We start from the raw sequence: 11,816 nt of genomic DNA on the forward strand, positions 1-11,816 counted from the left end.
GCGCACGCTACGTGCACGAGCCGTGCCTCGTGGGAGCGACGTGAGTCGCGAAAGGGCGCGATCCCTCATTCGCAAGAAGAAAAGGCAGACCAATATGGCCTGCCTTTTCCTTGTGCCTCATCGACAGCAGACCTCCTTCGCGACTCACGTCGCTTCCACAGGAAGCGTCAGGACGTGGGTGGCTCGCGAGGCGGGAAACGCAGTACCACGCCGCGCTGCGCTTCTTCCGCAGGTTCGGGGCGCACCCACAGCAGCGGCACTTCACGCGGCGCCGGCAATTCGAGTTCGTCGTCGCTGCGTGCTGCCGCTTCTTCTTCCTCGATCTCCCAGCTGTACTTCTTGCGCGGCAGTTCGGGGTCCAGGCGACGGAACAGGAAGGCGGCGATCAGGCCTGCCACCGCGCCACCCAGGTGCGCCTGCCAAGACACGCCGGCCTCGCGGGGCAGGATGGTGAGCACCATGCCGCCGTAGAACAGGAAGGCGATCATGCCGGCGGCGATCGCGGCGCGGTCGCGACGCAACAGGCCGAGCATGAAGATCATGAACATCAGGCCGTGCGTCAGTCCGCTGGCGCCGAGCGTGTGCGTGCCGGGATCGGCCAGAAGCCAGGGCCCCAGGCCGGAACCCAGCCACACCAGCGGGATCGCCCACAGCGTGGCGCGCGGATAGACAGCGCCGGCCAGCGTGCCGAGGATCAGCAGCGCGGAGGCATTCGCGGCGATGTGCTCCAGCGACCCATGCAGCAGCGGTGCGGTGAGGATCCCGAGCAGGCCTTCCACCGACAACGGCGCAATGGTGAAGGCCCACACGTCGAAACTGTTCTGTGCCGAGTACACCATGGCCAGCACCAGCACGAAGGCCAGGCTCAGGTTGAGCGCGCGCAACAGGCGCTTGCGGTCATAACGCCGCTGGGTATCCGGGTCGAACGCCGGGTCGTCGGGATGCAGGTCCATGATGCAGTTCTGGCGGCGTCCGGCGCGAATGCAAGCCCGCGCCGCGATGGACAGACCATCCCGCGGACGGGATGGTCTGCCGCGCAGGCCTCAACCGGCCGGTTCCGCCTTCTGCGGGCGTGCCAGGCTCAGCACGATGGTGACGCCCAGGATCGCCGCCACGGTGCCCAGCGCCCACGGCACCGGGATCTTGTAGAGATCGATCAGCAGCATCTTGATGCCGATGAAGCCCAGTACCACCGCTAGGCCGTAGGGCAGCAGGTGGAAGCGGTCGGCCATGCCGGCCAGCAGGAAGAACATCGCGCGCAGGCCCAGTACCGCGAACACGTTCGAGGTCAGCACGATGAACGGGTCCGAGGTGATCGCGAAGATCGCCGGGATGCTGTCCACCGCGAAGATCACGTCGGTCACGCCGATCAGCACCAGCACCACGAACAGCGGGGTGAACCAGCGCACGCCGTTCTCGCGCACGCTCAGCCTGTCGCCGCGGTAGCCGTCGGTGAGCTTCAGGTGCTTGCGCATCCAGCGCAGCGCGGGGTTCTTCTCCAGGTCGGGTTCCTTGCCGGCGGCGAACCACATCTTGATGCCGGTCAGCAGCAGGAACGCGCCGAAGAGGTAGAGCAGCCAGTGGAACTTCGCCAGCAGCGCGGCGCCGGCAAAGATCAGGATGCTGCGCAGGACGATGGCGCCCAGGATGCCGATCACCAGCACGCGCTGACGCTGTTCCTCAGGCACCGCGAAATAGGTCATCACCATCAGGAAGACGAAGATGTTGTCGACCGCCAGCGCCTTTTCGACCAGGTAGCCGGTCAGGAACTCCAGGCCCACGCGGTTGGCTTCCACCAGGCCGGCCGTCTCGTTGACGTACCACCACAGGCCGCCGTTGAAGGCCATCGCCAGCGCGATCCAGCCCAGGCTCCACCACATCGCTTCCTTGAACGTCACCTTGTGCGCGCCGCCATGGCGCATCAGCACCAGGTCGACCAGCAAGGCRATCACCACCAGGCCGCCGAAGCCGGCCCATAACCAGGGGTTGCCAATCGTTTCCATCGAGATTCCCGAAAAAAGTGGAGGACGGCCGCAGGCGCGGACATCTCGGAACCGGGAAACGGGGATCCGGGGTATGCCTTCGCCATCGCGGCGAAGGTCTCGCTCACAGCCCAGTGGGCTGCCGTGGGACCGGAGCATCGCTGCTCGAAATGACGGCCGGCACGTTTGGGAGCTACTCCCCTTCTGTGGCGAATTGTCCGGACGGTGGCCGGCCGGGTCAACCGGGCGGGTAAAATGCCGTTCATGAATACGCCCAACCCGACCGTACGCCTGAAGAACGCCTGGCGTTCCAGCCACCCGTGGATCTTCCAGAAGCTGGTCGAGAAGCCCGCCGCCAAGCCCAAGTCCGGCACCCTCGTCGAGGTGGTCGGGGTGGACGGCGAATGGATCGGCCGCGGCTTCTACAACGGCCACTCGCGCATCGCCGTGCGCATCCTGGAGACGCATCCGGACATCCCGGTGGATGCCGGCTGGTTCTCGCGCAAGATCGCCGACGCGGTCTCGCTGCGTCGCGACGTGCTGAAGCTGGACGCCATCAGCGACGCCTGGCGCGTCGTGCACAGCGAAGGCGACGGCCTGTCGGGCCTGGTCGTGGACCGCTACGRCGACCTGATCGTGGTGGAGTTCTTCGCGGCCGGCATGTTCCGGCATCGCGAATGGATCTACGAGGCGCTGCGCGAGCAGTTCCCCGGCTGCCGCTTCCACAGCTTCGCCGACGAGCACGTGCAGAAGCAGGAAAGCTTCGACTTCCACGGCAACACGACCACCGAAGCGGCCGTCATCACCGAGTACGGGGTGAAGTTCCGCGCCGATCCGGCGGGCGCGCACAAGACCGGCTTCTTCGCCGACCAGCGCGAGAACCGCGAGTGGCTGAGCCAGCAGGTGGACGGCAAGACCGTGCTGGACCTGTGCTGCAACACCGGCGGCTTCGCCGTGTACGCCGCGGCACGCGGTGCGACCGAGGTCGTCGGCGTGGACATCGACCAGGACGTCATCCAGATCGCCAAGGGCAACGCGAAGCTCAACAACGTGCGGCCGAAGTTCGTGCAGGCCGACATCTTCCCGTACCTGCGCGATGCGGCGAACCGCGGCGAGCAGTACGACGTGGTGATTCTGGACCCGGCCAAGATGACGCGAGACCGCGAGCAGGTGATCGCCGCGCTGAAGAAGTACCTCGACATGAACAAGCTCGCGCTGGGCGTGGTGAAGCCCGGTGGCCTGTTCGCCACGTTCTCGTGCACCGGACTGGTCAGCGAGGAGCAGTTCCTCGACATGCTGCGCCGCGCCGCGTATTTCTCCGGCCGCACGATCCAGATCCTCAAGGTCGCCGGCGCCGGCCCCGACCATCCCTTCATGGCGCACGTGCAGGAATCGCGCTACCTGAAGGCGGTGTTCTGCCGCGTGGTCGACTGAACATGCGCGGCCAGCGGGTCATTCCGATCCTGCTGGCTACGCTGATGGCGGGTTGCGCATCGGCGCCCGAGGCGCCCTGGCATTCGCTGGCAGAGGCGGGCCAGTGGCGCAGCGTCGGCGCTTCTGCGCTGGACGCGCGCTGGCAGGTCCGCGACGGCGAACTCGTGCTGACCGCTGCCGGTGGCGGCGACATCATCAGCGTCGATACCTACGGTGACTTCGAGCTGGAGTGGGAATGGCGCGTGCAGCTGGGTGGCAATAGCGGCCTGTTCTATCGCGCCGTTGACGCGTCGCCGATCTGGGCGCGGGCAGTGGAGTACCAGCTGCTCGATGATCGGGCCGCCGAGGATCGCATCGTGCCGAGCCACCGTGCCGCGGCGGTCTACGACCTCGTCGCCCCTGCGCGCGATGTGCTGCGTCCCCTCGGGGAGTACAACCACGCGCGCATCGTCGCCTGCGGTCCGCGCGTGGCGCATTGGCTCAACGGTGTGCGTGTCGCGACCTACGACCTGGACAGCGATGACTGGACACGTCGCGTCGCCGGCAGCAAGTTCGCCGATCAGGCAGAGTTCGCCAGAGCGCGTCGCGGCCACCTCGGGCTGCAGGACCATGGCAATGCCGTGTACCTGCGCAACATGCGTATCCGCGCCCTTGGCCGGAGCTGCTCATAGGCGTTGTTGTGGGAGCGACGTAAGTCGCGATGACCCTGTGCAGCGATCTGCCATCGCGACTTACGTCGCTCCCACAGACAAGACCTACACAAAAGGCGGGCCGAAGCCCGCCTCGTCGTGCGCCACACTGAGCGATCAGTTTTCCGGCGACAGTTCGATGCAATCGAACTTCACGTCCGGGTCCACGTCTGCGTCGTAGTCCACGTCGCTGCGCTCGAAGCCGAACAGCTTCAGGAACTCGTGCTTGTAGTTGGCGTAGTCGGTCAGCTGGAACAGGTTCTCGCTGGTGACCTGCGGCCACAGGGCCTTTGCTTTCGCCTGTACTTCCGGCTTGAGCTCCCAGTCGTCCAGGCGCAGGCGGTTCTCGTCGTCGGTCTCGGCGGGTGCACCGTCGGCGCGGTACATGCGGTCGCGATACAGGCGGTCGAGCTGCTCGATGGTGCCTTCGTGCAGGCCCAGTTCCTTCATCACCTTGAAGACGATGCTGATGTACAGCGGCATCACCGGGATCGCCGAACTGGCCTGCGTCACCACCGACTTCAACACGGCGACGTTCGCCGTGCCGCCGGTCTTCTTCAGGCGTGCATCGAGGCGTTGCGCGGTCTGGTCCAGGTCGACCTTGGCGCGTCCCAGCGCACCGTGCCAGTAGATCGGCCAGGTGATGTCGGTGCCGATGTAGCTGAAGGCCACCGTGCGCGCGCCGTCGGCCAGCGCGCCGGCCTTCTCCAGCGCATCGATCCACAGTTCCCAGTCCTGCCCGCCCATCACGGTGACGGTATCTTCGATCTCCTGCTCGGTGGCCGGCTCGATCGTCGCCTGGGTGATCTGGTCCTTGTTGGTGTCGATGGCCGTGGACGTGTAAGGCGCGCCGATCGGCTTCAGCGCCGAACGCTTCACTTCGCCCGTGGCAGGCAGCTTGCGCACCGGCGAGGCGAGCGAATAGACCACCAGGTCCACCTGGCCGCCCATCTCCGTCTTGATCAGCTCGATGACCTTGGCGCGCGCTTCGTCGGAGAACGCATCGCCGTTGATCGAGCGGCTGTACAGGCCGGCGTCCTTCGCCGCCTTGTCGAACGCGGCGGAGTTGTACCAGCCCGCGGTGCCCGCCTTCTTCTCGCTGCCGGGCTTCTCGAAGAACACACCCAATGTGTCCGCGCCGAAGCCGAATGCCGCGCTGATGCGCGCCGCCAGGCCGTAGCCGCTGGACGCACCGATCACCAGCACCTTCTTCGGCCCATCGTTGCGCACGCCCTGCGCGCGCGTGGCGGCGATCTGGTCGCGCACGTTGAGCGCGCAGCCGAGCGGATGGGTGGTGGTGCAGATGAAGCCGCGGACTTTGGGATGGATGATCAACGTGGTAACCCGGGGGATGGTGTGCCTGCGCGGCATCTTAGTGCCGCGGGCGTCGGGAATGAAGCGTCGGCACTGCAGACGCATGCGTATGGACGCGCTGTGCGCACGACCCGGATCGTCTTGGGATGCTGCGTTCGTGCGCATGGCGCACGCTACGTCATGCGTCGCCGCCCTTCGCGAGCATGCTGTTGCGGCGGCTGTAGGCGAGATAGACGACGATGCCAACCACGTTCCAGATGAGGAACCACAGTTGCGTGCGGTGCGGCAGGCTCCAGAACAGGTACAGGCAGCCTAATATGGCGACCGGACCGACCACCCAGGCCAACGGCGTGCGGAACACCCGCGGCCGGTTAGGTTCGCGCTTGCGCAGTACGAGCAGGCAGACACCCACCGCGACGAATGCGGCCAGCGTACCGGCGTTGGCAAGCGCGGCGATTTCATCCAGCCGCGCGACGCCGGCCAGCGCCGCGACCAGCACGGCGGTGAACACCGTGATCGCCACCGGCGTGCCGGTGCGCGGATTGACCTTCGACAGGCTGCGCGGCAGCAGGCCGTCGCGCGACATGACAAAGAAGATGCGGCTCTGTCCATAGAAGAACGCCAGCAGCACGGTCGGCAGCGCGACGATGGCCACGATGCCGATCACCAGCGCAGCGGTGCCGTGGCCGAGCTCGCGCATGATCAGCGCCAGCGGCTCGGCGCTCTGGCCGAACACGGTGTAGCTGAGCGCGCCCACGGCCGCCACCGCGACCACCAGGTAGATCAGCGTGCAGCCGACCATCGAGCCGATGATGCCGATGGACAGGTCGCGGCCGGGATTCTTGGTCTCTTCGGCCGCGGTGGAAATCGCATCGAAGCCGTAGAACGCGAAGAAGATGATCGCCGCCGCCGCCATCACGCCCCGTTCGACACCGTCGGTCCCGATCGACTTCGGGAAGCCATATGGCATGAATGGCTGCAGGTTGTCCGGATTGAACGCCGGCAGCGCGACCGCGATGAACACCGCCAGGGCGATCAGCTTGAACACCACCAGGATCGCGTTGAGCGTCGCGCTCTCGCGCGTACCGGCGATCAGCAGGCCGGCGACGGCGAAGGTGATGACGATGGCGGGCAGGTTGATCACGCCGCCGGCGTGCGGACCGGCCGCCAGCGCCGCGGGCAGGGTGACGTTCCAGCCGAAGTTCTGCTGCACCCATTCGAGGAAGCCGACGAAGTAGCCGGACCACCCCACAGCCACCGTGCTGACGACCAGCGAATACTCCAGGATCAGGCTCCATCCCACGATCCAGGCGATGGATTCGCCCAGCACGCCATAGCTGTACGTGTAGGCGCTGCCGGCAGCCGGCATCATCGTCGACAGCTCGGCATACGCCAGCGCCGCACAGGCGCAGACCACGCCTGCGACGACGAAGGAAATCAGCACCGCCGGGCCGGCCTTTTCCGCACCGACACCGATCAGGGTGTAGATGCCCGTGCCGACGATGGCGCCGATGYCCAGCGCGACCAGATGCGGCCAGCTGAGCGTGGGGACCAGCCGCCGGCCTTCTTCGTGCTCGGTGATCCGGTCGATGGATTTGCGCCGTAGCCAGGTCATGGAGGGTCCTCGGAGTGCGTCAACGGAACAGCGCGCGGGCGAAGCGCCAGCGCAGGCGGGATGCGGGGGTGATCGGGCACCAAGCCTCGACCGACCGCAGCCTAAGCGGCCCACCCCCGCGCTGGCAATCGGCGGCGCACCACGCGCACTCCCGCATGCTCAGGGGCTGAGACGCCAGCGGCTACACTGTCCGCATGGATTCCCAGACCCTTCTTTTCCTCCTCCTGGTCCTCGTCGCCATCGCCATCGTGCTGCTCGCGGTGCTGGTGCTGCGCCGTCCGGAGGCACGCATCGGCGACCTGCTCGAGCGCGCGTTGCGCGATGAACAACGCGAGGGCCGCAGCGAACTGCGCGAACAGCTCGAGGGCCTCTCGCGGGCGCAGGAGGTCCGCATCGACGGTTTCGCGCGCAGCCTGGCCGATCTCAGCACCCGTACCGACCAGCGCCTGGACGTACTGCGCGATACGCTGAGTGAGGACGCGCGCAAGGGTCGCCTGGAGGCCTCCGAGTCGCAGCAGCGCTTCGCCGACACACTCGGCCAGCGATTGAACGAATTGACCCAGCGCAACGAACAACGCATCGGCGAGATGCGCACCACGCTGGAAGGCCGCCTGAAGGAACTGCAGGCCGACAATGCCCAGAAGCTGGAGCAGATGCGCGCGACGGTGGACGAGAAGCTGCAGGCGACGCTGACTCAGCGCCTGGACGCGTCGTTCTCGCTGGTGTCCGAACGGCTGGAAGCGGTGCAGCGTGGCCTGGGCGAAATGCAGCAGCTGGCGACCGGCGTCGGCGATCTCAAGCGCGTGCTGACCAACGTCAAGGACCGTGGCGGCTGGGGCGAAGTGCAGCTGGAGAACCTGCTGGAGCAGGTGCTGACGGCCGAGCAGTTCTCGCGCAGCGTCAAGGTCCGCCCCGACAGCAACGAAGCGGTGGATTTCGCCATCCGCCTGCCCGGTCGCCAGGAGGGCGACGTGCCGGTCTGGTTGCCGATCGACGCCAAGTTYCCGCGCGAMGACTACGARCGCCTGMTCGAYGCGCAGGAACGCGGCGACACCGAGGCGATGCGCCTCGCCGCCACGCAGCTGGAGCGTGCGATCAAGGTGCAGGCGAAATCGATCAACGAGAAGTACGTGGTGCCGCCGCATACCACCGACTTCGCGGTGCTGTTCCTGGCCACCGAAGGGCTCTACGCGGAAACCATCCGCCGTCCCGGCCTGGTGGATGCGCTGCAACGCGACCATCGCATCGTCGTCGCCGGACCCACCACCCTGGCGGCGCTGCTCAACAGCCTGCAGATGGGCTTCCGCACGCTGGCCATCGAAAAGCGTTCCAGCGAAGTACGCGTGCTGCTGGGCGCGGTGAAGACCGAGTTCGGAAAGTTCGCGACCGTGCTGGAAAAAGCCAACAGCCAGCTGGACACGGTGCAGAACAGCATCAAGCAGGCCGGCGTGCGCACCCGTGCGATCGAGCGGCAGCTGCGTGGTGTCGAAGCATTGCCGGGTGAGGAAAGCCAGAAGCTGCTGGGCGGCGACGAGGCGGAGTGAGGCGTCGCGTGTTGTCCCTTCTCCCCGCCTGCGGGAGAAGGTGCCCAACGGGCGGATGAGGGGCGGGCGCGGTTTTCATCCATGCGCTGGATCTTTCCCGCTTCGTTTGCCCCTCACCCGCCTTCGGCATCCTCTCCCCGCTGCGCAGGGAGAGGGAACGCCCAAAAGAAAACGGCGCCGCAGGCGCCGTTTTCATTGATCGCTACCTGTCAGCCTCAACCGCCGCCGCTGATCTCCGGCATCGGCATCGCGTCGGCCGGCACGGTCGGGGTGTTCTCGTCCTGCAGGTACTCCGGCAGCTCGTCTTCGGTCGACTGCTTGGTGCTGCGATGGCTTTCGATCTGGTAATTGCGGCGCTGCAGCCACGAGTCGCGGACCAGCGCGTAGTCGTCCACCGCACCATCGCGCAGGCTGTCCAGTGACAGCAGTTGCGCACGGGTATCCACCAGGTTCAGGCCCTGCAGGAAGATGCGCGTCTTGTCGTCCTCGATCTTGCTGACCGGACTGAGCGGCATGTCGCCGGCCAGGCCCAGCACGTCGCGTACGGTGCGCGGGCCGAAGAACGGCAGCTCCACGTAGCGCGAGCGCTTCCAGCCCCACGTGCCCAGCGTCTGCCCGAAATCCTCGCTGCGGCGCTTCATCTTCAGGTCGCTGGCGGGGTCGAAGATGCCGCCGATGCCGACCGTGGAGTTGAGCAGGAAGCGGCCGAAGGTCTGCGTGGCGTCACGCGGACGCCCCTGCAGCAACTGGTTCACCATCGTCAGCGGCTGGCGCAGGTTGTCGAAGAAGTTGCCGACGCCCAGGCGCACGGGGCGCGGCACCGCCGCCACATAGACACGGGCCAGCGGCCGTGCGACGGCGCGGTCGACGACATTGTTGAAGGCGTGCACCTTGCGGTTGAACTTCTCCCACGGGTCGTAGGCAGTCGGCGACTGCGCCGGTGCGGGCAGCGTGGGATCGGCGACCGGATCGTAGGCGCCCTGGCCGTAGATGGCGGCGAAGTCGTCCTCACCTTCCGACGCGGTGGCGGTGTCGGCCGCCGGTGCGGGGGCATCGATACTGGCGGGATCGATCGGTGGCACGGGCGGCAACGGAGCCGACGCCGTGGCGGTACTGTCGACAACCACCGCATCGGCCGGCGCAGCCGTCGAAGAGGGGGGAGCCGACGCACAGGCGGTCGCCAGGGCGGCCAGCAGGACGACGGTGCTGAGGCGGAACAGATTCATCCTGATTCCTGCAAACGGCGGGGTGGGGTTATGCCGGGAAATCCAGTTCCGGCGTCAGGCGATACGCGGCTTGGAGATCGGCCAGGCCAGCGGGCTGGCCTTCGAAACGCGGGGTGATACCACTGGCGTGCAGGCGCGCGGCCAGCGCCGACAACAGTGCCAGCCCGGCGCTGTCGACGGTAGTGACGTTGGTCAGGACGATGCGTTGCGCCCCGGCGCACTGCGCCGAGGCCTGTGGCCACAGCACGGCGGCCGCGGCGCGGTCCAGCGCGCCCGAGAACAGCAGCGCGTCGCCGTCCCGCCGGACGCCGGCGTCAGTTGCCGCCGGCACTACCGTTGACCTGCAGCTTGCCGGACTTCAGGTCCGCCGCCACCTGCGCGATCGACTTCTGCCGCAGCGGGGTGTCGAACTGGGTCTTGAACGTCTGAACGAAGGACACGCCTTCCGGCAGCACGTCGAACACCTTCCACTGGCCGCCCACGTTGCGGGCATAGAAGGTGATCGGAGTGACCGTCTGGTCCGCCTGTACGAACTCGGTGTCCACCTTCACGCCGCGGCCGCCGGGCAACGGCGACTCGGACTTCACCCGCACCTTCAGGCGCGCGTTGAAGTCGGCCAGGCGCGCCCCGTAGGCGGACAGCAGGCGCTCGGTCAGGGCCTGGCCGAACAGTTTCACGTCGGCGTCGGAGGCGCCACGACCGTGCACGCCCAGCACGAGGCGGGCAGCATAGTCGCCGTCGAACAGCGTGTTGAACTCACCGGTGACGAACTGGCGCAGCGCCGCGGGATTCGACTTGAACTCGGCGCGGCGCTGATCGAGCGTCGTCAGGATGCGCGTGCTGCTGGCCAGCACGACCTGGCTGGCGGTGGCCTGCTTGGCCGCGGTGGCCGGCGCGGCAGCCTGGGCGAACACGGCGACGGGCGCGGACGCCAGCAGCGCGGCCGACAGCACGACGGAGAGCAGGGAGGGCTTGATGAGGGTCTTCATGGGGTCGGTCCTTCCGTAACGGGGGGCGCGGCGGTCTCGCCGCTGGCCGGGGGTTCCCCGGAGCCTGCACCGGCATTGTTGGTGCCGCCGCTGAACATGTACTTGCCGGCCAGCTGCAGCAGGTCCACCGCCGGCTGGGTGAAGGCGATTTCCTCGCCGGGCTTCAGCACCTCGGGATCACCGCCCGGCGACAGGCCAATGTAGTTCTCGCCCAGCAGGCCGCTGGTGAAGATGCCGGCGGCGGTATCGGCCGGCAGGTCCTTGTAGCGGTTGTCGATGGACAGCGTGACGATGGAATCGAACTTGACCGGATCCAGCTGGATGTCGGCCACCTGCCCGATGACCACGCCCCCGATCTTCACCGGCGCCTGCTTGCGCAGCTGGCCCAGGTTGGAGAAGCGTGCGCTCAGCTCGTAGCTGCCGCCGCCCACGCCGAAGCGCTTGTTGGTGGAAGCCAGTGCCAGTACCAGCAGCGAGGCCAGGGCCAGCAGCAGGAAAGCACCGACGGCGAATTCGAGGCGGGGTCCACGGACGGACATGGGGTCAGCTCCTGAACAGCAATGCAGACATGACGAAATTGAACATCAGCACCAGCAGCGAGGCGTTCACCACCGCGCGGGTGGTGGCTACCGACGTGCCTTCGATGGTCGGCTCGGCGTGGAAGCCCACGTAGGCCGCGACCAGCGCGGCGGTGCCGCCGAACACGGCCGACTTCAGCAGTGCCACGCCGAAGTCGTCCCAGAAGTCCACGCTGTTCTGCAGCGCGGACCAGAAGGTGCCGTTGTCGAGGCCGAGCACGTGCACGGCCTCGAAGTAACTGGCGCTGATCGCCAGCGAGCAGAAGAAGCCGGTCAGCAGCGGCAYCGTSAWCACGSCGGCCCAGAAGCGCGGCGCCACGGCCTTCGCCACCGGGTCGATGGCCATGAGTTCCAGCGCCTTGATCTGGTCGGTGGCGCGCATCAGGCCCAGTTCGGCGGCGATGGAGCTGCCGGCGCGGCCGATGAACAGCAGCGCGGTCAGCAC

Annotated in this window: 12 protein-coding genes; 3 read left to right on the top strand and 9 right to left on the bottom strand. The window is 67.1% G+C overall.

Features of this window, described 5'->3' with window-relative positions; genetic code table 11:
* Positions 1–167: 167 nt before the first annotated feature.
* Together AC04L7_RS04425 and AC04L7_RS04430 are read right to left on the bottom strand one after the other, a co-directional pair.
* Entirely contained in the window at positions 168–953 is a 786-nt protein-coding gene (locus tag AC04L7_RS04425; RefSeq protein ID WP_435995814.1) for a rhomboid family intramembrane serine protease, read from the bottom strand.
* Between the two features lie 90 nt (positions 954–1,043).
* Positions 1,044–2,003, bottom strand: coding sequence for a TerC family protein (locus AC04L7_RS04430; RefSeq protein WP_296278686.1), 960 nt, complete (start codon positions 2,001–2,003; stop codon positions 1,044–1,046).
* Between the two features lie 243 nt (positions 2,004–2,246).
* Between AC04L7_RS04430 and AC04L7_RS04435 the strand changes: the two genes are divergently transcribed.
* Entirely contained in the window at positions 2,247–3,416 is a 1,170-nt protein-coding gene (locus AC04L7_RS04435; RefSeq protein ID WP_475512582.1) for a class I SAM-dependent rRNA methyltransferase, read from the top strand.
* A gap of 2 nt (positions 3,417–3,418) precedes the next feature.
* On the top strand, positions 3,419–4,087 hold the full coding sequence (locus tag AC04L7_RS04440) for a 3-keto-disaccharide hydrolase (RefSeq protein WP_435995812.1): 669 nt from the start codon (positions 3,419–3,421) through the stop codon (positions 4,085–4,087).
* Positions 4,088–4,222: 135 nt separating this feature from the next.
* Here AC04L7_RS04440 and fabV read toward each other — a convergent pair whose 3' ends face one another.
* Together fabV and AC04L7_RS04450 are read right to left on the bottom strand one after the other, a co-directional pair.
* Positions 4,223–5,440, bottom strand: a complete 1,218-nt coding sequence (fabV, locus tag AC04L7_RS04445; RefSeq protein WP_299344749.1) for an enoyl-ACP reductase FabV — start codon at positions 5,438–5,440, stop codon at positions 4,223–4,225.
* Positions 5,441–5,597: 157 nt separating this feature from the next.
* Positions 5,598–7,034: an amino acid permease gene (locus tag AC04L7_RS04450; RefSeq protein WP_475512583.1), complete on the bottom strand. Its 1,437-nt coding sequence runs from the start codon at positions 7,032–7,034 to the stop codon at positions 5,598–5,600.
* Between the two features lie 194 nt (positions 7,035–7,228).
* On the opposite strand from AC04L7_RS04450, the gene AC04L7_RS04455 reads away from it, so the two are divergent.
* Positions 7,229–8,578, top strand: coding sequence for a DNA recombination protein RmuC (locus AC04L7_RS04455; protein WP_475512584.1), 1,350 nt, complete (start codon positions 7,229–7,231; stop codon positions 8,576–8,578).
* Positions 8,579–8,793: 215 nt separating this feature from the next.
* Here AC04L7_RS04455 and AC04L7_RS04460 read toward each other — a convergent pair whose 3' ends face one another.
* From AC04L7_RS04460 to AC04L7_RS04480, 5 genes are all read right to left on the bottom strand, one after another.
* Complete coding sequence (locus AC04L7_RS04460; protein WP_435995809.1) at positions 8,794–9,804, bottom strand: MlaA family lipoprotein; 1,011 nt, start codon at positions 9,802–9,804, stop codon at positions 8,794–8,796.
* A 28-nt stretch (positions 9,805–9,832) separates the two neighbouring features.
* Positions 9,833–10,135, bottom strand: coding sequence for an STAS domain-containing protein (locus tag AC04L7_RS04465; protein ID WP_299344741.1), 303 nt, complete (start codon positions 10,133–10,135; stop codon positions 9,833–9,835).
* Entirely contained in the window at positions 10,119–10,781 is a 663-nt protein-coding gene (locus tag AC04L7_RS04470; RefSeq protein WP_436000896.1) for an MlaC/ttg2D family ABC transporter substrate-binding protein, read from the bottom strand. The genes AC04L7_RS04465 and AC04L7_RS04470 overlap by 17 nt, the downstream gene beginning before the upstream one ends.
* An 8-nt stretch (positions 10,782–10,789) precedes the next feature.
* Positions 10,790–11,332 (bottom strand): outer membrane lipid asymmetry maintenance protein MlaD, encoded by a 543-nt coding sequence (gene mlaD, locus AC04L7_RS04475; RefSeq protein ID WP_299344736.1) that lies wholly within the window; start codon positions 11,330–11,332, stop codon positions 10,790–10,792.
* A 4-nt stretch (positions 11,333–11,336) separates the two neighbouring features.
* Positions 11,337–11,816, bottom strand: a 480-nt coding sequence (locus AC04L7_RS04480) for an ABC transporter permease (protein WP_475512585.1), incomplete at its 5' end; no start/stop codon positions are given.

Source organism: Pseudoxanthomonas sp. LjRoot204_2, from assembly GCF_056175765.1.

What these genes read in the sequence shown, in the direction of transcription:
- AC04L7_RS04425 (WP_435995814.1), bottom strand. Translation starts at nt 953, where the DNA reads ATGGACCTGCATCCCGACGACCCGGCGTTCGACCCGGATACCCAGCGG.
- AC04L7_RS04440 (WP_435995812.1), top strand. Translation starts at nt 3,419, where the DNA reads ATGCGCGGCCAGCGGGTCATTCCGATCCTGCTGGCTACGCTGATGGCG.
- AC04L7_RS04460 (WP_435995809.1), bottom strand. Translation starts at nt 9,804, where the DNA reads ATGAATCTGTTCCGCCTCAGCACCGTCGTCCTGCTGGCCGCCCTGGCG.
- mlaD (WP_299344736.1), bottom strand. Translation starts at nt 11,332, where the DNA reads ATGTCCGTCCGTGGACCCCGCCTCGAATTCGCCGTCGGTGCTTTCCTG.